Here is a 25,413-nt window from a genome sequence, read left to right on the forward strand (position 1 = left end):
CTCTTCGTCGTTCCCTTCGCCGTCCCGTTGGTACGAGCCTTCACGCGCCCGGGCCGGGGGCCTTCGAGCACTTCAGGGCGCGGGAGCCGGGCAGCGCGTTGACGACCATGTCGCGCAGGGACGCCCGGTCCTCGGCCTTCGTGGCCCAGTTGTCCGGGTACTCCTCGCCCTTGGGAATGCTGATCAGCGTGCGGTCGCCCGGCTTCAGGCGCGGGTCGACGTCGTGATCCATCCGGAAGGTGACCTTCTCCGGTCCCTCGGCGGGCTTGTAGTAGCGCGTCGCGGTCAGCGTGATCGTGTCGCGTTCCGCGCCGGGCACGGGCTCGACCCGGACGACGGTGCCCTCGACGATGAGCCGCGAGCACGCCACGAAGCCCTCCGGCGTCACGTCCGCGCCCCGCTTCCCGTTGTCCGCGGCCCCGCTCTGGTCCGCCGCGGACTTGTTGTCGGCGCCGCTGCCGGGGGCGTCGGCGCCCAGCCACACGAGCCCGCCGAGCAGCGTGGCCGCGCACGCGGCGGCGAGCGCCCCGAAGGCGACGGCGAGGGGCCTGCGGCGGGGCCGCGGGGCGGCCACCGGCGCGGGGCGCGGCCTCGCCGGCGCGGCGAGCGCGTCCCCGATCCCCCGCACCTGCTCCGCGAGCAGCGCGACATCGGCCTGCGCCGCCGCGTGCGCGGCCGCCGCCTCGGGGTCGGCCACGTCCTCCCGGGGCAGCGGCTCCCCGGTGAGCGCCAGCATCAGCGCGCGGTCCTCGTGCTCCATGTCACACCACCTCCCCTTCGCGCAGTCGCGCCCGCAGCATTCGTACCGCCGTGTGCAGCCTGCTCTTGACCGTGCCCTCCGGAATGCCCAGCTCCTCGGCTATCGCCCGCACCGGGAGATCCGCGTAGAAGCGCAGCACGACGACCTGGCGCTGGGTGTCCGGCAGCTCGTCCAGGCCCTGCGCCACCGCCAGCGACAGGACGCGCGACTCGGCGCCGTCCTGCGCGGGCTGTTCCTGGCGCAGCGAGGCGAGGCGCTCGCCGAGCCGTTCCTGGCGGCGACGTGCCCGGTGCCAGTCCATCGCCAGGTTCGAGGCGACGACGGCGGCCCACGCCGACACGTCGCGCGGCGCCTCGTCGCCCCGCGCGGCCCGTTCCAGCAGCCGCAGCCGCACCTGCTGCACGCCGTCCTGAAGGTCGCCGTGCGGTACCCCTCCCAGCGACAGCACGGCCCGCACCCGGTCCTCCTGTGCGGCATCCAGCGGATCGGCCGCCTCCGCGCGGCGCGTTCTTCTGCGCAGCAATGCCCCTCCCCTCCCCCTGGCTCTCCCGCGTTTCCCCTAGGACGCCGGGGCAGCCGGAAACGTTCGCACCGTGAGACGGGGATGAATGTGGCGTCCCGCACCTCGGACAATGGATTGGACAAGGCCGCCTGGGACAGACGCATCATGGAGCGGCACCCCCGCTGTTCTGTTCGTGTATGTACGGAGGAAAACCCTGTGAAGGTCGGAATCGTCGGAGCCACCGGTCAGGTCGGCACGGTCGTGCGCAAGATCCTCGTCGAGCGGGACTTCCCGGTCGACGAGCTGCGCCTGTTCGCCTCGGCCCGCTCGGCCGGGACGGTCATCGACGGTGTGACGGTGGAGGACGCCTCGACGGCCGACTACACGGGCCTCGACATCGTCATCTTCTCCGCAGGTGGCAGCACCTCCAAGGCGCTCGCCGAGAAGGTCGCGGCCCAGGGCGCGGTCGTGATCGACAACTCGTCGGCCTGGCGCAAGGACCCCGAGGTCCCGCTGGTCGTCTCCGAGGTCAACCCGCACGCGATCGCGAACCGACCCAAGGGCATCATCGCCAACCCGAACTGCACGACGATGGCCGCGATGCCGGTCCTGCGTCCGCTGCACGAGGAGGCCGGCCTCGAAGCGCTGGTCGTCGCCACCTACCAGGCGGTCTCCGGCTCCGGCCTCGCGGGCGTCGCCGAGCTGCACGGCCAGGCGCAGAAGGTCGTCGCCGAGGCGGACAAGCTCACGCACGACGGGTCCGCGGTCGAGTTCCCCGAGCCCCAGGTCTACAAGCGCCCCATCGCGTTCAACGTGCTGCCGCTGGCCGGCGCCATCGTCGACGACGGTCTGAACGAGACGGACGAGGAGCAGAAGCTCCGCAACGAGTCCCGCAAGATCCTCGAGATCCCCGGCCTCAAGGTCTCCGGCACCTGCGTGCGTGTGCCGGTCTTCTCGGGCCACTCGCTCCAGATCAACGCCCGCTTCGCCCGTCCGCTCTCCGTCGAGCGCGCCACGGAGCTCCTGTCCGGCGCCCCCGGCGTCGAGCTCTCCGACATCCCGACGCCGCTCCAGGCCGCGGGCCGGGACGCCTCGTACGTGGGCCGCATCCGCGGTGACGAGACCGTGGAGAACGGTCTGTCGCTGTTCGTCTCCAACGACAACCTCCGCAAGGGCGCCGCGCTGAACGCGGTGCAGATCGCGGAGCTGGTGGCGGCCGAGCTCAAGGGCTGACGCCTCAAGGGCTGACGCCCGCCCGCCGCGGACGCGCAGCGGTTCTACCGCGGCCTGCGCACCTCGAACTGGAAGCAGCCGTACTCCAGGGCCCGCACGTGGACGAGCGCCACGTGCGGGTCGCCGAACGCCTCGGCGAACGCCGCGTCGAAGCCGGCCGTCGCGTCCTCGGGGATCTCCAGGAGGCGCCCGCCGACGATGTGCCCCTCGGCGTCGTAGCGGCGCACGGTGCGCAGCGCGCCGGGCCGGTCGAAGGGGTAGCCGCCGGCGTCCGGTGCCGGTCCCCCGCAGTCGTCGGCGTGGATGAAGACCGGGCCCTGCTCGTCGTACGCGCCCGGGTGCGCGCCCGTGGTCTCGCTCCAGCGCCGCAGCGGCGCGTACGAGACGAGCGCGATCCGCTCGCCGGGCTCGACGGAGCGCAGGCAGCAGCGCAGCGGGGACCCGACCGCCGCGTCGTCGGTGGCGGTGAACGCGACGCAGGGGCGGCCCGCGTCGTCGGTGTCCCGCAGCTCCTCGAGGGTGGCCGGTGCGATGGGCTGTGCGGTGTACGTGGTCATGTGCTCCAGGCTCGTCCCGCGCGCGCGGGTTCACCGGCGGAAAACGGACATCGCGCTCTCCGCTTCCCTCGTGGAAGGATGACCGGAACGTCACAAACGTAGACCGGATCTAGGAGATGACCGCGTGCCTGGCACCAATCTGACCCGTGAAGAGGCGCAGCAGCGGGCGAAGCTGCTCGATGTCGAGTCGTACGAGATCGATCTTGACCTCTCGGGCGCGCAGGAGGGCGGCACCTACCGGTCCGTGACCAGCGTGCGGTTCGAGAGCGCCGAGGCGGGCGCTCACACGTTCATCGACCTGGTCGCCCCGGCGGTCCACGAGGTCGTCCTGAACGGGCACTCGCTCGATGTCGCCGCCGTGTTCCGCGACTCGCGGATCGAGCTCAAGCACCTGCAGGCGGGGCCGAACGAGCTGCGGGTCGTCGCCGACTGCGCCTACACCAACACGGGTGAGGGTCTGCACCGCTTCGTCGACCCGGTCGACCAGCAGGCTTATCTGTACACGCAGTTCGAGGTGCCGGACGCGCGCCGCGTCTTCGCCTCCTTCGAGCAGCCGGACCTCAAGGCGACCTTCCAGTTCACGGTGAAGGCGCCGACGGGCTGGACGGTCATCTCCAACTCGCCGACCCCGGAGCCGAAGGATGACGTCTGGCACTTCGAGCCGACGCCGCGCATCTCCACGTACATCACGGCCCTGATCGTCGGCCCGTACCACTCGGTGCACTCCTCGTACGAGGGCGCGGACGGGCAGTTCGTGCCGCTCGGCATCTACTGCCGGCCCTCGCTCGCCGAGTTCCTCGACTCGGACGCGATCTTCGAGGTCACCCGACAGGGCTTCGACTGGTTCCAGGAGAAGTTCGACTACGCGTACCCGTTCGCCAAGTACGACCAGCTCTTCGTGCCGGAGTTCAACGCGGGCGCGATGGAGAACGCGGGCGCGGTCACCATCCGCGACCAGTACGTGTTCCGCGCGAAGGTGACGGACGCGGCGTACGAGGTGCGTGCGGAGACGATCCTGCACGAGCTGGCCCACATGTGGTTCGGCGACCTCGTGACGATGGAGTGGTGGAACGACCTCTGGCTGAACGAGTCGTTCGCCACGTACACGTCCATCGCCTGCCAGGCGTACGCCCCGGGCAGCCGCTGGCCGCACTCGTGGACGACGTTCGCCAACTCCATGAAGACCTGGGCGTACCGGCAGGACCAGCTGCCCTCGACGCACCCGATCATGGCCGAGATCCGCGACCTCGACGACGTCCTGGTCAACTTCGACGGCATCACGTACGCCAAGGGCGCCAGCGTCCTCAAGCAGCTCGTCGCGTACGTCGGCATGGACGAGTTCTTCCAGGGCGTGCAGGCGTACTTCAAGCGCCACGCGTACGGGAACACCCGCCTGTCCGACCTGCTCGGCGCGCTGGAGGAGACCAGCGGGCGCGACCTGACGGCGTGGGCGAAGGCCTGGCTCCAGACGGCCGGCATCAACGTCCTGCGCCCGGAGATCGAGACGGACGCGAACGGCGTCATCACGTCCTTCGCCATCCGGCAGGAGGCGCCCGCGCTCCCCGCCGGCGCCAAGGGCGAGCCGACGCTGCGCCCGCACCGCATCGCGATCGGCCTGTACGACCTGGACAGCGCCGGCGGCAAGCTGGTGCGCGTCGAGCGCATCGAGCTGGACGTCACCGCCACCGAGCTGACCCAGGTCCCGCAGCTCACCGGCAAGGCCCGCCCGGCCGTGATCCTCCTCAACGACGACGACCTGTCGTACGCGAAGGTCCGCCTGGACGAGAAGTCGCTGGCGTTCGTCACCGAGCACCTCGGCGACTTCGAGTCCTCCCTGCCGCGCGCCCTGTGCTGGGCATCGGCGTGGGACATGACGCGCGACGCCGAACTGCCCACCAGCGCCTACCTGGAGCTGGTCCTGTCGGGCATCGGCAAGGAGTCCGACATCGGCGTCGTGCAGTCCCTGCACCGCCAGGTGAAGCTGGCCATCGACCTGTACGCGGCCCCGGCGGGACGCGACGCGGCGCTGACGACCTGGACCGAGGCGACGCTGGCGCACCTGCGGGCCGCGGAGGCGGGCAGCGACCACCAGCTGGCCTGGGCCCGCGCGTTCGCGGCGACGGCCCGCACGCCGGAGCAGCTCGACCTGCTCGAGGCGCTCCTGGAGGGCACGCAGACCGTCGAGGGCCTGGCCGTCGACACGGAGCTGCGCTGGGCCTTCGTGGAGCGGCTCGCGGCGGTCGGCCGCTACGACGAGCCGGAGATCGCGGCGGAGTACGAGCGGGACCGGACCGCGGCGGGCGAGCGCCACGCGGCGACGGCCCGTGCGGCGCGCCCCACCGCCGAGGCGAAGGCGGAGGCCTGGGCGTCGGTCGTCGAGTCCGACAAGCTCCCGAACGCGATCCAGGAAGCGGTCATCGCCGGCTTCGTCCAGACCGACCAGCGCGACCTGCTCGCCCCGTACACGGAGAAGTACTTCGCCGCGGTCAAGGGCGTCTGGGAGTCCCGCTCCCACGAGATGGCCCAGCAGGTGGCGATCGGCCTCTACCCGGCGATCCAGGTCTCGCAGCCCACCCTGGACGCGACGGACACCTGGCTCACCACAGCCGAACCGAACGCGGCCCTGCGCCGCCTGGTCTCGGAATCCCGAGCGGGCGTGGAGCGCGCGCTGCGGGCGCAGGGGGCTGACGCGTAGCACGCGCAGGCACACGCGAAGGCGCCCGGCACCGGATCCCTCCGGTGCCGGGCGCCTTCGCGTGTGCGCGCGATCAGCCGTTCAACTCGGTGTAACGGGTGCGCAGGTGCTCGCGGCCCGCCTCCGTCAGGGAGCCGTGCAGGCGCATCCGGGCCACACCACCGTCCGGGAAGGCGTCCAGGCGTACGTGGGTGGCGACGGCCTGGGCGGGGAGTTCGAAGCGGTGGAGGGTGTCGGGCTGGAGGCGGGTGCGGGGGATGATGTCGAACCATTCGCCCGTGTCGCCGTTGCGGCCGCTCAGGGCGATCCAGCCGGCCGAGTTCCCCTTCAGGTACGCCGTGTCGATCTCCACCGCGCGGATCGCGCCCTGCGCGGCGAGGCGGAACCGTACCCAGTCGTTCGTGCCGTGCACCCGGCGCCTGCGGTTCTCCCAGCCGTCGTCCATCTTGCGGGACGTGCCGGGCAGGATGATCTGCGTGGGTGACGAGTAGAACTTGTCCGACGCGTCCTCGTACGTACCGCCGTTGAGGACCGAGACCAGGTCGAACGTGCCGAGCAGGTCGAGCCACTCCGGGTCGGGGACCACCTCGCCGTGCACGCGCAGGCGGGCCACGCCGCCGTCGGGGTGCTGGCAGAGGCGGAGGTGCGTGTAGCGGCGCTCGGAGGTGATAGTGAAGCCGTTCGCCGCGTGGCCGCGTACCGGGGTCGGGGCGATGAGCTCCTCCCACTTCACGTCGGCGGCGAGCAGGTCCTCGGGGCTCGGGGAGCCCTCCACGCACGCCGCCTGGACGCTGACGCGCTGCGGGTAGTTGCCGCGGAAGTGCGCGGTGTCCACGACGATGCCGCGGATCACGCCGGGCGCGCCGAGCCGGACGATCGCCCAGTCGTGGTCCTCGGGCGCGGGGAAGGGGGACTCCGCGGTGCCGCGGCGGCGGCGGGTCTCCCAGCCGTCCATGATCTTGCCCTTGTGTCCGAAGTGCTCCGGGTCGAACACCGCGGGCTCGCGGAGGAGGAGGTTCTCGCGCTGGGCGAAGAACTCGTCGTTCGCGGCGACGACTCCCGCGCCCAGGCGCCGGTCGGCGAGGTCCACCAGCTCCGCGTAGCTCTCGGTGTCGCCGAAGTGGCGGTAGTCGGCGTACGGGTCGCCGCCGGAGTAGGGGGCGGCGTCGTTGGCGTGCGGGTCCTCGGTGGCTTCGAGCGGCGTGGCGTCAGATGTCGTCATACGTCCACTGTCGGACCCGCCGAGCCCTTAGGTCCATCGAAACTTTTCGACATGTACGTTCAGGTGAACTGAACGGTCGGTCCTGGCGTCAGCGTTCCGCCGCGGCGTCCCTCAGCGCTTCCAGCACCCTCGACACCGCCGGCGCCTCCTCCGACCCGCTGCGTACCGCCGCCACCACGTGCCTGACCGGGCGGTCCTCGCCCAGCGCGCACATCACGACGCCCTCCCGGCCCGCCGCCGCCATGCGCGGGACCAGGGCGATGCCCATCCCCGCCTCGACCATCGCCAGGATCGCCGTCCAGCCGGCCGCGCTGTGCGCCTGCTCCGGCACGAACCCGGCTGCCTCGCACGCGGCCCGCGTGATCTCCGACCAGGGCCCCGATCCGCCGAAGATCCAGTGCTCGCCTGCCAGCTCGGCCAGGCGCGGGCCCGCCGCTCCCGCCAGCGGGTGCCCGGCCGGCAGGGCCACGTCGAGCGGGTCGGCGAGCAGCGGCACCCGCGTGAACTTGGGGTCGCGCGCGGTGGGTGCGTGCGCGGCGAGCGACAGGGCCAGGTCCACGTCACCGGCCGACAGCAGCTCGTACGCCTCCGCCGCCTCCGCCTCGCGCACCCGGACCGCGATCCCGGGGTGGGCGGTGCGCAGGGCGCGTACGGCGGGCACCACCAGGGCGGGCACGGCGGTGGAGAACGCGGCGACCCGCACCTCCCCGGACTCGCCCTGCAGATACGCGTCCAACTCCGCGTCGGCGCGCTCCAGTTGGGCGAACACGGCTTCGGCGTGCCGCAGGACGAGATGGGCGGCGTCGGTGAGGCGTACGCGCCGCCCGTGCGCCTCCAGGAGCGGCACGCCGAGCTGTTTGGCCAGGTTGGTCAGCTGCTGCGACACGGCCGACGGGGTCATGCGCAGCGCCTGCGCGGTGGCCGTGACGGTCCCCCTGTCCCGCAGGGCCCGCAGGATCGCGAGCTTCTTGATGTCCCAGTCGGCGGTGCGCATGGGGTCAACGTATCCGGGACCCGCTCCGGGTCGCGGAGCCGAGGGCCACCCCCGCCAGGATCAGCGCCATGCACGCGATCTGCAGCCGGCCCATGGCCTCGCCGAGGACCGCGTACGAGAGCAGCGCCACGCACACCGGCTGGAGGTAGTAGACGACGCCGGCGCGGGCCGCGCCGATCTGGGCGATCGCCTTGTTCCAGGCGAAGAACGCGACGGCGGACGACACCACACCCACGTACAGGAGGGGCGAGACGGTCGCCGCCGTCGGCTCGAAGCCGCCCTGGACAGCCAGGCTGACGAGATACACCGGCAGCAGCATCAGCGCGCCGAGCACGAACGTCGCGAAGAGGAAGGCGGCCCCGCCGATCTCCGCCGGCCGGCGCCGCAGCAGCGCGCTGTACGAGCCGAAACAGACCGCCGCCGCGACCACCCAAAGGTCGCCCGCCGTGAAGTCCGGCGCCAGGGAGCCCTTGCTGACCAGGAGCAGCACTCCCGCGCACGCCACGACCGTGCCGGTCACCCGGCGGGCCCCGAGCCGCGCGCCGCCGAGGCGTTCGTAGGCCGCCATCAGGACCGGCGACGCGGCCATGATCATGCCCATGTTCCCGGCGGACGTCGTCATCGCCGCCTGGTTGACGAGCGTGTTGTAGACGGTCACGCCGAGCAGCGCGGCGAGCAGCAGGAACCGCAGGTGGGCGCGGAGCAGTGCCCGCCGGCGCCAGGCCGGGCGCGCCGCGAACGGCGCCACCGCGGCGATCGCGATGATCCAGCGCCAGAACGCGTGCTGGATCGGGGGCACGCTGTCGTGCAGCGCTCGGGAGGTGACGAAGCTGCCCGACCAGACCACCGTGGCGAGTACCGCGAGCGCGAGGCCGGAGCCGAGCCCGTTGCCCGCGCGGCGCCCTCCCGCCCCCGCGTCGTCCGCGTCCCCCGCCGCGACCTTCTCGGCGCCGGCGGTCGTCCGGTCCAGGACTGCCATCCCGTATCCCCTCCTGAGCTGTGATGTTTCTACGACCCCACTACCGTCGCAGCCCCCCACTCGTCAGGTCCATCGAAACTTTCCGCTTCTTCTCTTCAGCAGAACTGAAAGATCGGGAGGATGGAGCGGGGGAAGCGGCGGCCCGGAGCGGACGCTGGCCCAGCAGCGTCGCGCCGAACGCCAGCGCCATGCCCACCAGCTGCACCGGCGTCAGCGCCTGCCCGAGCGCCGCCCAGCCGATCACCGCCGCCGTCAGCGGCGAGAGCGGGCCGAGGAACGTGACCTGCGTCGCGGTCAGGCGGCCGATGCCGCGGAACCACAGCCAGTACGCGACCGCCGTGTTGGCGAGCGCCAGGTACGCGTAGCCCGCTACGGCCCGGCCGTCCAGCGCCGGGGGCGCGCCCTCGACGAGGAAGGCGAGCGGGGCGATGAGGAGGCCGCCTGCCGTGAGCTGCCAGCCGGTGAGCGCCAGGGGGCCCACCCCTTCCGGGCGGCCCCACCGCTTGGTGAGGACCGTTCCCGTCGACATCGAGGCCGTGGAGGCCAGCGCCGCCAGCGCGCCGACCGCGTCGAGCGCGCCCGCCGCCCTGAGGACGACGAGGCTGACGCCGAGCGCGGCCGCGATGCCGGTCAACAACGTGCGCCGCGTGGGGCGTTCACCGAGCAGGAGCGTCGCGAGGCCGGCGACGAAGAGGGGGCCGATCGAGCCGACCACCGCCGCCATGCCGCCGGGGAGGCGGTACGCGGAGAGGAACAGGAGAGGGAAGAACGCGCCGATGTTCAGCGCGCCGAGGACCAGGGACTTCCACCACCAGGCACCGCGCGGCAGTGTGCGCGCCAGCGCCAGCAGGAGGAGCCCCGCGGGCAGCGCCCGCATCAGCCCGGTGAACAGAGGGCGGTCGGGTGGCAGGAACTCCGTGGTGACCGCGTAGGTCGAGCCCCAGGAGATCGGGGCCAGAGCGGTCAGCGCGATCACGGCGCCGTTGCGCTTGCCGGCCTTCTCGACGCTGAGCTTGTTCGTCTTCATCGGGCGCCCCCCGCGGCGGAATGATTGGAGAGAAGTAGCTTCGTGGAAAGTAGCTTAGCCGTAAGCTACTTATCGTCAAGTCACTTCCTTCAAAGTTGCTTTCGACTCAGCTACTTTCTTGCGACCGGCCGAATCCGGGTCGCATACTCGCCCCATGAGCAGCAGCAAGGACGCCGTCGACGCGATCATCGACCAGTGGGCCGAGGTCAGACCCGACCTCGACACCACGGCGATGGAGGTCTTCGGCCGCGTCTACCGGATCTCGCGCGCGATGGGCGACCGCATCGACAAGACGTACGCGCGCTACGGCATCGCGCGGGGCGAGTTCGACGTCCTCGCCACACTGCGCCGCTCCGGCGACCCGTTCACGCTCTCTCCCCGTCAGCTCTCGGCGACGCTGATGCTGACGACCGGCGGCATGACCGGGCGGCTCGACAAGCTGGAGCGGCGCGGGCTGCTGCGCCGCTCGCCCGACCCGCACGACCGCCGCGGCCTCCAGGTGACGCTCACCGACGAGGGCCGTGCGCTGGTCGACGAGGCGGTCGGCGCCGGGCTCGCCGTGCAGACCGAGGCGCTCGCCGCGCTCGACAAGGAGCAGGCCGGGCAACTCGCCGACCTGCTCCGTCAGTTGATGGCGGGCACGCAGCCCTCCTGATGCCGGGCCGAACCCCCCCCGGACGTCCCGGTCCCGGTCGGCCGCCTACGCCCGGAACGAGTACGAGTCGATGCTGTCCGGGATCCCGGCGGAGATGACGCCCCCGTCCGCCGGCTCGTCGTCCGACGCCCAGGCGACGTAGCCGTCGGGGCGCACCAGGAGTGACGTGCGGCGGTCACTGGCCCAGTGCGTGACGGCGTAGCGGTCGTCACCCTTGTCGTGCGCACCCCCGGGGACGATCAGGACGAACACGCCCTGGCGCAGGGCCTCGTAGAGCCGGCCCTCCTTGAGCGTGACGTCGGGGACGCGGGTGCCGACGAGGCGGTGCGCGCCGCGCGGGGCCGGGTAGGCGACGCCGATGCCGGTGAGCCGGCCGACCATCCGGGTGCGCGCGGGGCGGACGCGGCCGAGGAACGCGGTGAGGGCGGCGCGGGCCGCGAGGGTCCAGGGCCGGTTGGCCATGGCGAGCCTGACGATGCCGCCGCTGCTGCGCAGGACGGCCTTCCCGACGGGGTGGCGCTCGGCCTCATAGGTGTCCAACAGGGCGTCCCCCGCACGGCCGTCGACGACTGCCGCGAGCTTCCAGCCGAGGTTGGCGGCGTCCTGGAGTCCGGTGTTCATGCCCTGGCCGCCGGCCGGGGTGTGGACGTGCGCGGCGTCGCCGGCGAGCAGGACACGGCCGACGCGGTACGCGGGCGCCTGGCGCTCGTCGCTGTGGAAGCGGGACATCCAGCGGGCCTCGTGCATCCCGTAGTCGCGGCCGAGCGCGCGGCGGGTGACCTCCTTGATCTCGTCGAGGTCGAGGGGCGCGGACTCGGGGACGTTGCGCGCGCGGTTCCAGCCGATGACGCGGTAGTAGCCGTCACCGAAGGGCGCGATGAAGGCGAAGGCGTCGCCGACGGCGTTGACGGTGAGGACGTTCTCGGGCTCCTCGGCGAGCTTCACGTCGGCGAGGACGACGGAGCGGATGACGGACTTGCCGGGGAAGGGGAGCCCGACGCTCTCGCGCACGGCGCTGCGCATGCCGTCGGTGCCGACGACGTACGCGGCCCGCATCGTCGTCGACTCACCGTCTCCCGTGCGGACCTGGAGCGTCACCCCGTCGGCGTCCTGGGTGAGGCCGGTGACCTCGCTCTCGTACGAGAACTTCACGCCGGCGTCGGTGGCGCGCCGCTGGAGGGCGGCCTCGACCTCGTACTGCGGCAGGACCAGGAGGTGCTGGAAGCGGGAGGTGAGGTCGCTCAGGTCGACGGCGAGGCGACCGAAGAGGCTCAGCCGGTCGAGGGCCTGGCCCTTGGCCTCGATGCCGTCGGCAAGGCCGCGGGCGTCGAACTGCTCCAGGGTGCGGGCGTGCAGGACGAAGGCCCGGGAGAGGTTGCTGATCTTGTGGGGGCGCTTCTCGACGACGGTGACGGAGACACCCGCGGCGGCGAGGTCACCGGCGAGGAGCAGGCCGGTGGGGCCGGAGCCGACAACGATCACGGTGCGAGGAGCGGTGCCGTTCATGGTGGCCTCCTGGTGCCTGCGAGCTCAGGTCGGTGGTGCCCGGTCACTCATTGCCAACGCTTGTTGGTCAACGTCTGTTGGCAAACTTAGGCGCGCGGCTCTGGACTGTCAACAGGTGTTGGCCTACGTTTGTTGGCATGACAGGAACCACCCCGCAGGCACGCCGCTCGGACGCCACCCGCACCGCGATCCTCGCGGCGGCCCGCGAACGCTTCGCCGCCGACGGGTACGAGCGCGCCACGATCCGCGCCATCGCCAAGGACGCGGCGATCGACCCGTCGATGGTGATGCGCTACTACGGCAACAAGGAGGGGCTCTTCGCCGCGGCGATCGACCTGGACCTGCGGCTGCCCGACCCCGAGGAGATCGCGGTCGAGGACATGGGCCGGACCCTCGTGCGGCACTTCCTCGACCTGTGGGAGGAGAACGAGGTGCTCACCGCGCTGCTGCGCGTGGGCGCCACCAACGCCGCGGGCGCCGAGCGCATGCAGGACATCTTCAAGAGGCAGACGCTGCCGCTCGCCCTGCGCGTCTGCCCCGACCCCGCCGAGGCCCCGGTGCGGGCCGCGCTCTGCGCGTCGCAGGTCCTCGGCCTCGCGCTCACCCGCTACGTGCTGCGCTTCGGCCCCGCCGTCGGGCTCGGCCGCGACGAGATGGTGGAGTGGCTGGCGCCGACCCTCCAGCGCTACCTGACGGCCGAGCGGCCGTAGAACGCCCCGGCCGAGCCCACGTGGAACATCCCTGGCGCAGGCCGTAGAACACCCTGGACACCACACCGGACACCGCACCGGGGAACGCACCGGGGAACGCACCGGGGAACGCACCGAGGGCGCCCCCGGTGCGCGGTGCACACGAGGACGCCCTCGGCAAAGACGTCAGTGAGAGGTGCGGCGGTCAGCCCTGCTTCGGCTTGCGGGACTTGTCACCGACGATCACGAGGCCGGCGATCACCAGGAACAGCACGATCGGCGCAACGACATAGAGACCAAGGGTCTCGATGACGGTGAGGCCCTGACCGGGGTCGTCACCGTCGTCGCGCGCCAGCGCGAGCGCGGGGGACGACATGAGCAGCATCATCAGCGTCGTACCGGCAGCCAGGGCGCCGGCGCGCAGGGCGTTCTTCTTGTCCACGGTGCAAACGTAGCGAACACCTAAACGAGCCGCGCGCCCGGGGGTGCCGTACGGGGCAGTCCGGACCGCAGGACCTCGATCAGCGCGTGCGCCCTCGGCGAGGCCGTGAGCTCCTCGAAGGTGACCGGACGGCCGGTGGGGTCGGCGATCGGGAGCCGCCAGTTCGGGTACTCGTCCCAGGTCCCCGGCAGGTTCTGCGGGCGCCGGTCGCCGACCGCGTCGGGCAGCCAGACGCCGACCATGCGGGCCGGGGTCAGCAGCAGGAAGCGGTGGACGGCGCGGATCTCCTCCTCCTCGCTCGGCCCCTGCCCACCGCCGCCGGGCAGCAGCCCGAGGCGCGCGAACAGGGCGGTCCACTCGGCGACTTCCGCCGTGGCCTCGGCCTGCTCCGGCGCGAGCGGCCGCCCGAGGAGGCCGAGGCTGTCGCGCAGCCGCACATGGTCGCCGGTCAGCCGGGCCGCGGTGGACGGCAGGTCGTGGGTGGTGGCGGTGGCCACGCAGCCCGTCCGCCACCGCTCCGGCGGCACCGGGCGGCCCGTGCCGTCCCAGTCCCGCTCGAACCACAGCACGGACGTGCCGAGCACCCCGCGCGCGTCCAGGGCCTCCCGGACGCCGGGCTCGACCGTGCCGAGGTCCTCGCCTATCACCAGGGCGTCGGCGCGATCGGCCTCCAGGGCGAGTACGGCGAGCATCGCCTCCGCGTCGTAGCGGACGTACGCGCCCTCGGTCGGCGGCTGCCCGGCAGGCACCCACCACAGCCGGAACAGGCCCATGACGTGGTCGATGCGGACCGCCCCCGCGTGGGCGAGCAGCCCGCGCAGGAGCGCGCGGTACGGGGCGTAGCCGACGGCGGCGAGCCGGTCGGGACGCCAGGGCGGCAGACCCCAGTCCTGGCCGCGGGAGTTGAAGGCGTCCGGGGGCGCGCCGACGGACATGCCCGCGGCGAAGACGTGCTGCTGGGCCCAGGCGTCGGCACCTTGCGGGTGTACGCCCACGGCCAGGTCGTGGACGATTCCGACGGGCATGCCCGCGTCGCGCGCGGAGCTCTGGGCGGTGGCCAGTTGGGTGTCGGTGAGCCAGGCGAGGTGGCTGTGGAAGTCGACGCGGTCCATCAACTCGGCGCGGGCTTCGGCGGTTTCGCGCGATCCGGGGTCGCGCAGGGGCTCGGGCCAGGTGTGCCAGTCGGGGCCGTGCCGCTCGGCGAGCGCGCACCAGGTGGCGTGGTGGTCCAGGTCCGCGCCCTGCTCGGCGAGGAAGTCCCAGTAGGCGGCGCGGCGGCCGGGGCCGAGCGGGACGCGCAGGACGTGGTCGAGGGCGCGGCGCTTGAGGTCCCACACGGCGTCGCGGTCGATCAGGGCGCCCTTGTGCAGGACGCCGTCGCGCAGCCGGGCGGCCTCCGTGAGCAGCTCGCGCACGCGTTCGCGGTCGGCATCGGGCAGATAGGCGTACTCGGGGATGTCCTCGACGCGCAGGTGTACCGGGTCGGGGAAGCGGCGCGACGACGGGCGGTACGGGGAGGGGTCCGAGGGCCCTTCCCCGCGGGGTACGGCCGCGTGCAACGGGTTGACCTGCACGAACCCCGCGCCGGCGGTGCGGCCCGCCCAGGCCGCGAGCTCGGCCAGGTCACCGAGGTCGCCCATGCCCCAGGACTTCGCCGACAGGAGGGAGTAGAGCTGGACGAGCAGCCCGTACGTGCGCTCGCCCGGGGTGCGCACGCGCGGCGGTGCGACGATCAGGTGCGCTTCGGCCGCGATGCCGTCGGGGGCGGTGGCCCGCAGGCGGTGGACGCCGAGGGGAACGGATCCGGACGGCAGCCAGCCGTCGACGCGTTCACCCTGTTCGGTGGTCAGCTGGAGCGTCACGTCTTCGGGCAGTTCCCGCGCCCAGGCCGGGGCGGGTTCACCGGCCCACATGACGACCGTCGGGGGCAGCAGCCGCGCCGCGGCCTCCGCCTCACGCGCGGCCAGCGCGTCCCTTACGGACTCCGGGGTGCGCGCGTCGACACCGAGGGCGGCGAGGACGGCGATGAGCGCGGCGTCCGGGGCCTCGACCGTGCGGCCGGGGGACGGCGAGTAGGACGGGGCAACCCCGTGCAGCGCGGCGAGCCGGGCCAGCGTCACCTAGGGCCTTTCGTCTGGGGCGGGCTGGATCAGGGAGCGGGGCGGACGTGCGTGCCGGACCGCGCGAGCCCGGCATGATCCGAACGAGAGGCCCTAGACCCCCGAGGCGTCCAGGCCCGCGACCGGACCCGAGGGGGTCGGCTCGCTCGTGAGGGGCGCTACGTCGATGAGGGCGGGCTCGCTGGTCAGCGGCTCCGTGTCGGCGAGGGGCGGTTCGCTGGTGAGGGGCAGTTCGGCGCCGAACGCGAACTCGTCCGGCAGCGGCAGGGCGGGGGCGGGCAGGATGACGTCCGCCTGTTTGGACAGGGCCGAGAGCAGAAGGTGCGCTGATGCGGCCATGACGGCCTCCTTTTCGCGGTTCTTCGCGGGTCTTGTCGTCGATCTTTTCGTGAGTGACGGTCTCGGCAGCTCTACCCAACGAACGCGGCCGCAGACATGAACGGCCCGACAACGTGTTACTGGTCACATTCTGCTCCATGGGCGGGAATGCGTCGGCGGGCGGCGCGAATCACCCTCTCCCGCGACTCCCGGCCGGGCAATTGCGGCACAACGGCCACTCCCGTTGACACTCCGACCCGGTCAGTGGTGGGCTCGGTTCCCATCCTGGGACACCTATGACCGGTCCCACCACCGAGCCGAGACCAACGAGGAGTGAGCCGTGCAGCTCCGGCGCCACAGGAAGGGGGCGGCGGCGATCGCTGCCGCCGTCATCGCCAGTGCGCTCGGGGGAGCCTCCGGAGCGGTGGCGGCCCCTCCCGGTCACCCGCTCTCCACGGGCGACCGGGACAGCGAGACGGGGACGCCCGCGGTGTGGCCCCGGCCGCAGTCGCTGCGTACCGCCTCCGGCGCGGAGTCCGTGACCGTGACCGACGAGGTCGTCCTCGTCACCGGCCGGGGCGCCGACCGGTACGCGGTGGAGGCGCTGCGCACCGTGCTGCGCGGGGCGGGAGCCCGGCACATCACCGAGGTCGACGACGGGAGCCCCCTGCCCGCGGCTCCCGCGCTCGTGGTGCGGATCGGCTCGGTGGCCGCCGGGACCGCGTCCGGTGACGGCTGGGGAGCGGCGGACGCCCGCCCCGGCCGCGGACAGGGCCTCGAGGCGGCGCTCGGCGCTCTCGGGGCGTCGGCCCGCAAGGACCTGCCGTCCGGCGGGTACCGCCTCGCCGTCGGGCACACGGACGGCCGGGACACCGTCGCCATGGAAGGCGTCGGCGACGACGGTCTGTTCCACGCCGTGCAGACGTTCCGGCAGCTGGTGAGCGGGCACAAGGTCGCCGGGGTCGTCGTGCGCGACTGGCCCGGTACGGCCGTGCGCGGCATGACGGAGGGGTTCTACGGGACCCCGTGGACCCGTGAACAGCGGCTCGACCAGCTCGACTTCATGGGGCGCACCAAGCAGAACCGCTATCTGTACGCGCCGGGCGACGACCTGTACCGGCAGGCGCGGTGGCGCGAGACGTATCCGGCCGCCCAGCGCGCGGACTTCCGGGCGCTCGCCGAGCGGGCACGCGCCAACCACGTGACGCTGAGCTGGGCCGTGGCACCCGGGCAGGCGATGTGCATGTCGTCGGACGACGACGTCAGGGCCCTGAACCGCAAGCTGGACGCCATGTGGGCGCTCGGGGTGCGGGCGTTCCAGCTGCAGTTCCAGGACGTGTCGTACAGCGAGTGGCACTGCGAGGCGGACGCGAGGACGTTCGGCTCGGGGCCGAAGGCGGCGGCGCGGGCGCAGGCGCGCGTGGCGAACGCGGTGGCCCGGCACCTCGCGGCCCGGCACCCGGGTGCGGGGCCGCTGTCGCTGATGCCGACGGAGTTCTACCAGGACGGGTCGACGGAGTACCGCGGGGCGCTCGCGGGCGGGCTCGACGACTCCGTCGAGCTGGCGTGGACGGGCGTCGGCGTGGTCCCGCGCACGATCACCGGGCGCGAACTGGCGGGCGCGCGGACCGCGTTCGGGTCCGCGCACGACCTCGTCACGATGGACAACTACCCGGTCAACGACTACGCGCAGGACCGCATCTTCCTCGGTCCCTACACGGGCCGCGAGCCCGCGGTGGCGACGGGTTCGGCGGCGCTGCTCGCCAACGCGATGGAGCAGCCCGCGGCCTCCCGCATCCCGCTGTTCACGACGGCGGACTACGCGTGGAACCCGCGCGACTACCGCCCCCAGGAGTCCTGGAAGGCCGCGATCGACGACCTGGCGGGCGGTGACGCGCCCACCCGTGAGGCGCTCGGCGCGCTGGCGGGCAACGACGCGTCGTCCGTGCTCGGCGAGGACGAGTCCGCGTATCTGAAGCCGGTCGTCTCCGGCTTCTGGGACTCCCGTACGACGCTGGTCACCGACCGCGCGCGGTACGAGGCGGCGGCGAAGAAACTGCGGGACGCGTTCACCGTGATGCGGCGGACGCCGGAGCGGCTCAGGTCGACCCCGGTGGACGCCGAGGTGCGGCCCTGGAGCGACCAGTTGGCGCGCTACGGGGAGGCCGGGGAGACGGCCGTCGACATGCTCAGCGCGCAGGCCCGCGGTGACGGGGCGGCGGCGTGGCGGGAGGCGCGGCTCCTGGAGCGCCGGCGCGCCGGTCTGGAGTCCCGTCAGGTCACCGTCGGCAAGGGCGTGCTGGACCCGTTCCTCGACCGGGCGCAGAAGGCGTACAGGGAGTGGGCGGGGACGGGGCGCGCCGACGCGACGCGCGACGGGGAGGCGAAGCTGCCGCGGGCGCGGCGGCTCGCGGCGGTGACGGTCCTGGCCGACCCCGGCACCCACGGCACCGTGCAGGTCCATGTGCCGGGCGAGGGCTGGAAGGCCGTCGGCACGCTCACGGACAGCGGGTTCACCGAGCGCAGGCCGAAGGACGTACGGGCGGACGCGATCCGCGTGACCGGTGCCGAGAAGGGAGCCGTGCGCCATGTCGTCCCCTGGTACGCGGACTCCCCCGACGCCTCGTTCGAGCTGGCCCGCGCGGAGCTGGACGCGGAGATCGGCGGTGGCGCACGGCGGGTCACGGCGCGCCTGACGTCGCAGCGGCCCGGCTCCGTGGAGGGGCGCCTTCGCGCGAAGGGCCCGCACGGCATCAAGGTGGAGCTGCCCGCCCAGGCGACGCTCCCGCGCGGCACGCAGGTGAGCGCCCCGGTCGACATCACCGTCCCGGACGGCACCCCGGCGGGCACGTACGACGTCCCGGTCAGCTTCGCCGGCACGACGCGCACGGTGTCGGTGCGGGCGTACCCCCGCACGGCGGGCCCGGACCTGGTCCGGGAGGGCAGGCCCTCGTCCTCGGCCGACGAGACCGCGGATTTCCCGGCGGCCGCCGCCGGCGACGGCGACCCGCAGACCCGCTGGTCGTCCCCCGCCGAGGACGGCGCCTGGTGGCAGGTCGAACTGGCGAAGCCGGTGCGGCTCGGCCAGGTCGTGCTGACCTGGCAGGACGCGTACGCGAAGGGCTACCGGATCCAGACGTCCGCCGACGGGAAGTCGTGGCGCACGGCCGCGACCGTGAAGGACGGCCAGGGAGGCCGCGAGTCGGTCCGCATGGACGCCCGCGACACCCGATTCGTACGGGTCCAGGGCGACCAGCGGGCCACGCGGTACGGCTATTCGCTGTGGTCGGTGGAGGCGTACGCGGTCGCGGAGTGAGGCGAGCGGGCCCGCGTACGCCTGCGGCCGTTACTTCGACAGGTTCGGCGGCGTGATCGGGGACGCCGCGAGGGACTGCGGGGACGTGCTCGACGCGTAGGCGGACGGCGCCGAGATGCCGGCCGTCGGGTCGGCGACGACCTCGTCGGCGGCCTGCAGGGGCAGTCGGCCCACGATGCGGATCCCGGCCTCGTCGAAGGCCAGCTTGATACGCCAGCGCAGCTCGCGCTGCACGGTGAGGGACTTGCCGGGCATGGTCTTCGCCGAGACGCCCACGACCATGGAGTCGAGGAGCACGCTGTCCAGGCCGAGGACCTCGACCGGGCCCCACAGCATCTCGTTCCAGGGCTCGTCCTTGCTCATGGCGACGCCGACCTCGGCCAGGGTCTCCTTGACCTTGACCAGGTCCTCGTCCGAGCGGACGGTGACGTCGACACTCGCGGTGGCCCAGCCCTGCGAGAGGTTGCCGATGCGCTTGACCTCGCCGTTGCGGACGTACCAGATCTCGCCGTCGGCGCCCCGCAGCTTGGTGACGCGCAGGCCGACCTCGATCACCTCGCCCGAGGCGACGCCCGCGTCGATGCTGTCCCCGACGCCATACTGGTCCTCGAGGATCATGAAGACGCCGGACAGGAAGTCCGTGACGAGGTTGCGGGCGCCGAAGCCGATCGCCACACCCGCGACGCCCGCCGAGGCGAGCAGCGGGGCCAGATTGATCTGGAACGTGCCGAGGATCATCAGGGCGGCTGTGCCGAGGATCACGAACGAGGCGACCGAGCGCAGCACGCTGCCGATGGCGTGCGAGCGCTGGCGGCGGCGCTCCACGTTGACCAGCAGGCCCCCGAGCGCCGTGCCGTCCACGGCCTGCGCCGTGCGGTTCATGCGTTCGATGAGCTTGGTGATGGCCCGCCGGATCGCCACTCTCAGAACCGCTGCGATCACGACGATGAGCAGGATGCGCAGGCCGATACCCAGCCAGGTGGACCAGTTCTGCTCGACCCAGCTGGCTGCGTTGGTGGCCTGCTCCTGGGCGTCCTTGAGTGTGGTCGGATCCGAGGCGGGGTCGGACGCCGACAGGACGGACAAGATCACGGCTGAAACCTCCAGGCATAGCGGCCGCCCGCGAAAGGCGAAGTTACGGGCAGACCCACCACACTAACGGGGCATTGTGTGTGGATCGTTGTCTTGTTCGAGGGAGAGACGGTCCTCACCTGGGGATGAAGGGTGTGTGGTCGAAAACACTCCCAGCCCGTTACCGGGACATGGTGGCGCTTGTGCAGGCCATGAGGGGAAACTGACTACAGATCGTCCCGGCGCGAGCCACGCGCCGCCGGCGTACAAGGAGGCATCCGTGCCGCATGTCCTGGTCCTCAACGCGTCGTACGAGCCACTCGGCGTCGTACCGCTCCGCCGCGCGCTCGTTCTGGTCCTCGAGAACAAGGCCATGTGCCTCGAGGAGTCCGGCGCCTATATGCACAGCGCAACCTGTACTGTCCCCGCGCCCAGCGTGGTCCGCCTCAAGCGGTTCGTCCGGGTCCCTTACAGGGGGCCCGTTCCTCTGACCCGGCGGGCGCTGTTCGCCAGGGACGGCGGGCGGTGCATGTACTGCGGTGGCGTCGCAACCAGCGTCGACCACGTCATTCCCAAGAGCCGCGGCGGCCAGCACGCGTGGGAGAACGTGGTCGCGTCCTGCCGCCGCTGCAACCACGTCAAGGCCGACCGTCACCTGGTCGAGATCGGCTGGCGCCTGCGGCACAAGCCGGCCCCGCCGACCGGGCTCGCCTGGCGCATCATCGGGACCGGGCATAGGGATCCGCGCTGGCTGCCGTACTTGCAGCCGTTCGGCGCGGACGAGGCACTGGCCCGGATCGAAGGCATTTCCGCCTGACCATCGATCCGGGTCCTTGTTTTCACCGGTACGTTCTGCGGGCCCCGCAGGACGTACCGGCCGCACCGTTGCCCGCCTCAGTGCCCGGCCCGTGCGCCGCGCCGGGCGTAGAGCGCGCCGCCGAGCACGAACAGCGTGAGCGCCGCGGCCCAGGCACCGCGCTGCGGCCCCGTCTGCATGGGCCAGGACAGGACCGTCGCCTCCCGCATGCGGGGTGACGAGAACGACAGATAGACGGTCGAGAAGTACAGCATCGCGGGCAGCCAGCTGAGCCGCGCCCCGATGACGACCGCCGCGAGGGCCGTGATGCCGGTGGCGCCGAGGACGTTGCGGGTCATCGCCGGGGCCCCGTAGACGTGTGTGTCTCCCGGCACCGCGAGGGCGAGGACGGCCGCGGCGAGGGCGGTGAGCGCCAGCAGATGGGCCAGCCGCCGTCGCCACCAGGGGCGTACCGCCGTGCGGTCCAGTTCTTCCGCGTGCTGGTGGAGGCTGGTGCCGATCGCGGCGGAGGCGAGCAGCGGGGCCAGGGTGAGGAGGGGGACGCGGCGGTACGGGTCGAGGAACGCGTCCTGCTGGGTCCCGGCCCACAGGGTGAAGAGCGCCGCGCACAAGAACATGAGGAGCGTGAGGGGCAGGCCCCGCGAGCGGGCGTAGAGAGCCAGGGGTGCACTCACAGTGACGGGACCTCCTTCGGGTCGGGGGCGCAGTCCCGGGCGGTCGCGAAGTAGCGGCTCAGCCAGGTGCGGCGCGTCTCGGGGGACATGGCCTTGAGGTGGTCCAGGGCCGCCTCGTCGGCGCGGTACGCGGCACGCCGCTCCTTGTCGCCGCGGGACTGGGTGCTGTGGATCTGCTCCCACAGCGGGTCGGGGGCCAGCCAGCGCAGGACCGCCTCGTCGGTCCGGGCGATCCGTACGTCCTGCGCCTTCAGCGTGGGGCAGTCCTCGCGGACGAGCTTGTGCGCGGCCTCCCACGCGTACTGCTGCGGGTCGGTCAGCTCACCGCGCACCACACCCCAGCCGATCGGCGTGAGGTTCGGCAGCTCGACCTCGTCCTCGTGCGGCCTGCCCGGCAGGTCCTCGAAGCGGACCGGCAGGTTCTGTACGCCGTCGAGGCGGCCCCTGAGCCCCGAGAGGGCGTCCGACACCTCGGGCAGCATCCCCGGGTAGGCGGCGCTGACGCAGACGCGCGGAGCGGAGTCGTCGCACACCTGGCGCTGGGTCAGCGGGTCGCGCTGCCACATCGAGTCCCCGCTCTGTACGAGGACGGTGGCCGCGGCGAGTGCGGCCGCGAGGGGAACGAGGGCGATGCCGCGACGGCGTGCCGCGTGCGCGAGGACGGCCGTCAGGGCGAGTCCGCCGCCCCACAGGGCGAAGACGAGGGGCTGCCACCACACGGGCACCGTGGTGCTGCCGAGCGGGAACCCTCCGGCGGGCCCGACGAAGCGCACGGCGGAGTCCGCGGTGGAGGCGAGGCCGAAGAGGACGTAGCCGCCCAGGGCGAGCACCGGGGCCGCGAGCCGCCACGGCACCGTCCGGCCCGCCACATGCCCGAGCAGCGCGCACGCGCCGACCGTCAGCGCGTCGCCGAGGAGCACGAGCGGCAGGGGGTGTCCGGCGGAGGTGTAGGGCAGGCCGGCCAGCAGGGAGCCGCCTGCCGCGAGGGCGTAGCCGGCCGTCACCCACAGCGCGACGGGCAGCGCGCAGACCAGGAACTGTGCCAGCGGGCCCCGGGGCACCGACGCCCTCAGCTCGCCCATCCGCGTCCGGCGCTCCCGACCGCCCTGCCAGGCGCCCGCCGCGAGGGCGAGGGGGACGGCCAGGGCGGCGGCCGCGAGATGCAGGTTGCTCATGGTCTCGGGCCAGCTGCCCTGCCACTGGGCTGCTTTGGACGCCATGAGGCCGCCCACGCTGAGCAGTGCGGCGAGTCCGGACCAGGGGGCGAAGCCGCGCAGCAGTTCGGCGCGCAGGGGGTGGCGGGGGCGGCCGGGTGCCTTCGGCGCCGGTGGGGCGGTGACGGGTGCCTGGACGTCTGTGGTCATCGGCCCGCTCCGGCCGCGGCCGCGCGATGGCCCCGGAGGGCGGCCGTGTAGCCGCGTTCGGTGGCGTTGCCGTCGGCTTCGTCGCCGTCCGCGCCGAGGGCGGCGAGGGAGCCGGGGGTGCCGCGGTAGGCGATCCGGCCGGCCTCGATCAGCGTCACCTGGGTGCAGGCCGCCGCGACGTCCTCCACGAGATGGGTGGACACGATGACGGTGGCCCCCAGCCCCAACTCACGCAACAGTGAACGGAATTCGACCCGCTGCTCGGGGTCGAGGCCGGCGGTCGGCTCGTCGAGGAGGAGCACCAACGGGTCGTTCACGATGGCCTGCGCGATGCCGACGCGGCGCACCATGCCGCCCGACAGGTTCTTGATCTTCGCGTCGATGCGGTCCGTCAGGCCGACGCGCTCGACGGCCCGCTCGACCGCGTCGGGCGTGAGCGCGGCGGGCATCTCCTTCAGCCAGGCGACGTACGCGACGAACTCGCGCACGGTGAAGCCGGGGTAGTAGCCGAAGTGCTGCGGCAGATAACCGAGTCGGCGGCGGGCCGCGCTGCGCTCGCGCGGCTTGCGCAGGTCGCCGCCGAGCATCTCCACCCGGCCGCCGGTGGGTTCGGCGACGGTGGCGAGCACCCGGATGAGGGAGGTCTTGCCCGCGCCGTTCGGGCCGAGGAGCCCGTGGACGCCGGGGCCGAAACCGAGGTCGACTTCGTCGAGCGCGGGGGCCGGGGTCTTGCGGTGACGGACGGTCAGTCCGGTCACTCGAATCGTGCTCACGCCTTCTCCAAGTGGTCGTATGAGGAGCGGCGGACGGCGAGGACGGCGCCGGACAGCGCTATGGCGGCCGCCCAGCCCGTTTGTGCCGCCGCTCCGTCGAAGTAGAGGGAGATCTGTTCGGTGAGCCGTTCCGTGAGGCGGCCGGGACCGTCGCCACCGGCGACCGTGGGCACCACGAGCGCGAGCAGCCAGCCGCCGCCGACGAGGAGGGTCGCGGTGCGGCAGCCGAGGAACGCGGTGAGCGCCAGCGACGCGAGGGTCAGGGCCAGTCCCGGCAGCAGCCAGGCGGCGGCGCCGGGCACCCGCGTCTCGTACGGGACGGGCCCGCCGTGGCCCGCGCTCAACGTGCCGGGCAGCAGGAGCCCCGCCACGGTGAGCAGCGGGACGCAGACGGCGAGGACGGCGGCCGCGCGCGTCAGGAGCAGCCGCAGTCCCCCCGACGGTGAGGTGGCGGCGAGCTCGTACGCCGGGTCCGCGTGCCGCCCGTAGGACAGGGCGATCCCGGCGACCGGCAGCACGGGGGCCAGGGCGAGCAGCAGAGGCCGGGCGGCTTCGTACCCTCCGGCCTTCCCCAGCCCGACGGCCCCCGCGGCGACGAGCAGCAGGGCCAGGGTCCAGGGGCCGCGCAGCGCCGGTCCGGCGGCCCACAGGAGTCGCCCGCGCCGCGGGCGCCGGGTCCCCGTCGGCAGCGAGTGGGCCCGTGGTGACGCGGCCTCCTTGACGCCGGCCGGCGACGCCGCGCGGATGTCCCCGAGCACGGCCGCGCGGATCTCCGCCAGTTCGGCCCCGGCGGTCCCGGCCCGTACCGCCCGGGACACCCGCGAGGCGCACGCCCCGCAGCTCTCCAGATGCTTCTCCACGGACCAGTCGTCCGTCTCGGTCAGGAGCCCGTCCGCGTAGCGCGCGGCGAGTTCCTCGCCGACGTGCCAGGCCGATCCGTGCCGTTCGCCGCTCATGCGGTTCCTCCCATCGGCGTCAACTGGCCCAGCGCGATGCGCAGTTCACGCCGCGCCCGCATCGCCCGGGTCTTCACGGTGCCTTCCGGTATGCCGAGCAGGCGGGCGGCCTCACGGGTGGTCAGACCGTCGACGACCGTGGCACGCAGCACTTCGCGCAACTCGGGTGAGATGCGGCCGAGCGCGGTGCCCACGTCGCCGTACTCCAGCCCGTCGAGCACGTGCTCCTCCACGGAGGGGACGTCGGCCGTGGGCGCGTAGGCGATCTGTTCGGTCCGTTCCTGGACCCGTCGTGCGTCGACGAGCCTGCGGGCGGCGATCACCCAGAGCCAGCCGCCGGCCTCCGCGCCCCGGTGCGAGGCGGCGGAGCGCCACACGGTGACGAAGGTGTCCTGCAGTACTTCGCGGACGACTTCGGGATCCGCGCACCGCCGGCTGAGCCGCGCGTGCAGCCATCCGGCGTGCCGGTCGTAGAGCACGGCCATCGCGGCGGAGTCCCCGCCGGCGACGGCGCGCAGCAACGCCGCGTCCGAGTCGTCGTCTCCCTGGCCCCCCATGGGGCGGAACAGTCTCACAACCCCTCTATCGACGGTGCGTGCCACTTCGGTTCACGGGGGCGGGCTCGATGGAGACAACGACTTGGCCACCGCCCGGCCGCACCCTATTGACGCCGCCTTCACCCACGGCTTACCTTCCTCGCACATCAATAGGAAACCTTCCTAACAGTGCTCCGAGGAGGCAGG

The 25,413-nt window shown here is 72.9% G+C and carries 23 protein-coding genes; 6 read left to right on the forward strand and 17 right to left on the reverse strand.

Annotated elements, in window-relative coordinates:
- Positions 1-40: 40 nt before the first annotated feature.
- Positions 41-760, reverse strand: a complete 720-nt coding sequence (locus LGI35_RS17175) for a hypothetical protein (protein ID WP_227294680.1) — start codon at positions 758-760, stop codon at positions 41-43.
- A 1-nt stretch (position 761) separates the two neighbouring features.
- Positions 762-1,283: a sigma-70 family RNA polymerase sigma factor gene (locus tag LGI35_RS17180; protein ID WP_227294681.1), complete on the reverse strand. Its 522-nt coding sequence runs from the start codon at positions 1,281-1,283 to the stop codon at positions 762-764.
- 195 nt (positions 1,284-1,478) lie between these two features.
- On the opposite strand from LGI35_RS17180, the gene LGI35_RS17185 reads away from it, so the two are divergent.
- A complete protein-coding gene (locus tag LGI35_RS17185) occupies positions 1,479-2,495 on the forward strand; it encodes an aspartate-semialdehyde dehydrogenase (protein WP_227294682.1) in 1,017 nt (338 codons plus the stop codon).
- 44 nt (positions 2,496-2,539) lie between these two features.
- On the opposite strand, the gene LGI35_RS17190 is transcribed toward LGI35_RS17185, so the two are convergent.
- Complete coding sequence (locus LGI35_RS17190) at positions 2,540-3,052, reverse strand: DUF1203 domain-containing protein (protein ID WP_227294683.1); 513 nt, start codon at positions 3,050-3,052, stop codon at positions 2,540-2,542.
- A 124-nt stretch (positions 3,053-3,176) separates the two neighbouring features.
- Between LGI35_RS17190 and pepN the strand changes: the two genes are divergently transcribed.
- Positions 3,177-5,747 (forward strand): aminopeptidase N, encoded by a 2,571-nt coding sequence (gene pepN / locus LGI35_RS17195; protein WP_227294684.1) that lies wholly within the window; start codon positions 3,177-3,179, stop codon positions 5,745-5,747.
- Between the two features lie 73 nt (positions 5,748-5,820).
- On the opposite strand, the gene alc is transcribed toward pepN, so the two are convergent.
- The 4 genes from alc to LGI35_RS17215 all read right to left on the reverse strand — a co-directional run bounded on the left by alc (position 5,821) and on the right by LGI35_RS17215 (position 9,969).
- A complete protein-coding gene (gene alc / locus LGI35_RS17200; protein ID WP_227294685.1) occupies positions 5,821-6,969 on the reverse strand; it encodes an allantoicase in 1,149 nt (382 codons plus the stop codon).
- 88 nt (positions 6,970-7,057) lie between these two features.
- Positions 7,058-7,963 carry a LysR family transcriptional regulator gene (locus LGI35_RS17205; RefSeq protein WP_227294686.1) on the reverse strand — a complete coding sequence of 302 codons (906 nt, stop codon included), beginning with the start codon at positions 7,961-7,963 and terminating at the stop codon, positions 7,058-7,060.
- A gap of 4 nt (positions 7,964-7,967) precedes the next feature.
- Complete coding sequence (locus tag LGI35_RS17210) at positions 7,968-8,942, reverse strand: DMT family transporter (protein ID WP_227294687.1); 975 nt, start codon at positions 8,940-8,942, stop codon at positions 7,968-7,970.
- A gap of 40 nt (positions 8,943-8,982) precedes the next feature.
- Entirely contained in the window at positions 8,983-9,969 is a 987-nt protein-coding gene (locus tag LGI35_RS17215) for an EamA family transporter (RefSeq protein WP_227294688.1), read from the reverse strand.
- A gap of 154 nt (positions 9,970-10,123) precedes the next feature.
- On the opposite strand from LGI35_RS17215, the gene LGI35_RS17220 reads away from it, so the two are divergent.
- Positions 10,124-10,624, forward strand: coding sequence for a MarR family winged helix-turn-helix transcriptional regulator (locus LGI35_RS17220; RefSeq protein WP_227294689.1), 501 nt, complete (start codon positions 10,124-10,126; stop codon positions 10,622-10,624).
- 45 nt (positions 10,625-10,669) lie between these two features.
- Here the strand turns inward: LGI35_RS17220 and LGI35_RS17225 are convergent, their stop codons facing one another.
- Positions 10,670-12,130, reverse strand: a complete 1,461-nt coding sequence (locus LGI35_RS17225) for an FAD-dependent monooxygenase (RefSeq protein ID WP_227294690.1) — start codon at positions 12,128-12,130, stop codon at positions 10,670-10,672.
- 137 nt (positions 12,131-12,267) lie between these two features.
- Here LGI35_RS17225 and LGI35_RS17230 point away from each other — a divergent pair, with 137 nt between their 5' ends.
- A complete protein-coding gene (locus LGI35_RS17230; RefSeq protein WP_227294691.1) occupies positions 12,268-12,840 on the forward strand; it encodes a TetR/AcrR family transcriptional regulator in 573 nt (190 codons plus the stop codon).
- 184 nt (positions 12,841-13,024) lie between these two features.
- On the opposite strand, the gene LGI35_RS17235 is transcribed toward LGI35_RS17230, so the two are convergent.
- The 3 genes from LGI35_RS17235 to LGI35_RS17245 all read right to left on the reverse strand — a co-directional run bounded on the left by LGI35_RS17235 (position 13,025) and on the right by LGI35_RS17245 (position 15,720).
- Entirely contained in the window at positions 13,025-13,261 is a 237-nt protein-coding gene (locus LGI35_RS17235) for a hypothetical protein (RefSeq protein ID WP_227294692.1), read from the reverse strand.
- 20 nt (positions 13,262-13,281) lie between these two features.
- Positions 13,282-15,381 (reverse strand): 4-alpha-glucanotransferase, encoded by a 2,100-nt coding sequence (gene malQ, locus LGI35_RS17240; RefSeq protein WP_227294693.1) that lies wholly within the window; start codon positions 15,379-15,381, stop codon positions 13,282-13,284.
- A 93-nt stretch (positions 15,382-15,474) separates the two neighbouring features.
- Entirely contained in the window at positions 15,475-15,720 is a 246-nt protein-coding gene (locus tag LGI35_RS17245; protein WP_100594170.1) for a hypothetical protein, read from the reverse strand.
- A 319-nt stretch (positions 15,721-16,039) separates the two neighbouring features.
- Between LGI35_RS17245 and LGI35_RS17250 the strand changes: the two genes are divergently transcribed.
- On the forward strand, positions 16,040-19,015 hold the full coding sequence (locus tag LGI35_RS17250) for a glycoside hydrolase family 84 protein (protein WP_227294694.1): 2,976 nt from the start codon (positions 16,040-16,042) through the stop codon (positions 19,013-19,015).
- A gap of 30 nt (positions 19,016-19,045) precedes the next feature.
- On the opposite strand, the gene LGI35_RS17255 is transcribed toward LGI35_RS17250, so the two are convergent.
- Positions 19,046-20,107 carry a mechanosensitive ion channel family protein gene (locus LGI35_RS17255; RefSeq protein ID WP_227294695.1) on the reverse strand — a complete coding sequence of 354 codons (1,062 nt, stop codon included), beginning with the start codon at positions 20,105-20,107 and terminating at the stop codon, positions 19,046-19,048.
- A gap of 259 nt (positions 20,108-20,366) precedes the next feature.
- On the opposite strand from LGI35_RS17255, the gene LGI35_RS17260 reads away from it, so the two are divergent.
- The gene (locus tag LGI35_RS17260; protein ID WP_100594167.1) at positions 20,367-20,903 is read left to right on the forward strand and encodes an HNH endonuclease; all 537 of its coding nucleotides are present in this window, start codon (positions 20,367-20,369) and stop codon (positions 20,901-20,903) included.
- 77 nt (positions 20,904-20,980) lie between these two features.
- Here LGI35_RS17260 and LGI35_RS17265 read toward each other — a convergent pair whose 3' ends face one another.
- The 5 genes from LGI35_RS17265 to LGI35_RS17285 are packed head-to-tail and all read right to left on the reverse strand — an operon-like array spanning position 20,981 to position 25,227.
- Entirely contained in the window at positions 20,981-21,577 is a 597-nt protein-coding gene (locus LGI35_RS17265) for a hypothetical protein (protein WP_227294696.1), read from the reverse strand.
- The gene (locus tag LGI35_RS17270) at positions 21,574-22,941 is read right to left on the reverse strand and encodes a hypothetical protein (protein WP_227294697.1); all 1,368 of its coding nucleotides are present in this window, start codon (positions 22,939-22,941) and stop codon (positions 21,574-21,576) included. The genes LGI35_RS17265 and LGI35_RS17270 overlap by 4 nt, the downstream gene beginning before the upstream one ends.
- Positions 22,938-23,714, reverse strand: coding sequence for an ABC transporter ATP-binding protein (locus LGI35_RS17275; RefSeq protein ID WP_227294698.1), 777 nt, complete (start codon positions 23,712-23,714; stop codon positions 22,938-22,940). The genes LGI35_RS17270 and LGI35_RS17275 overlap by 4 nt, the downstream gene beginning before the upstream one ends.
- Positions 23,711-24,670 carry a zf-HC2 domain-containing protein gene (locus LGI35_RS17280; protein ID WP_227294699.1) on the reverse strand — a complete coding sequence of 320 codons (960 nt, stop codon included), beginning with the start codon at positions 24,668-24,670 and terminating at the stop codon, positions 23,711-23,713. The genes LGI35_RS17275 and LGI35_RS17280 overlap by 4 nt, the downstream gene beginning before the upstream one ends.
- On the reverse strand, positions 24,667-25,227 hold the full coding sequence (locus tag LGI35_RS17285; protein ID WP_227294700.1) for an RNA polymerase sigma factor: 561 nt from the start codon (positions 25,225-25,227) through the stop codon (positions 24,667-24,669). Before LGI35_RS17285 ends, LGI35_RS17280 begins: the two co-directional genes overlap by 4 nt.
- Positions 25,228-25,413: the final 186 nt, after the last annotated feature.

It is taken from the genome of Streptomyces longhuiensis, from assembly GCF_020616555.1.
GTDB lineage: Bacteria > Actinomycetota > Actinomycetes > Streptomycetales > Streptomycetaceae > Streptomyces > Streptomyces longhuiensis.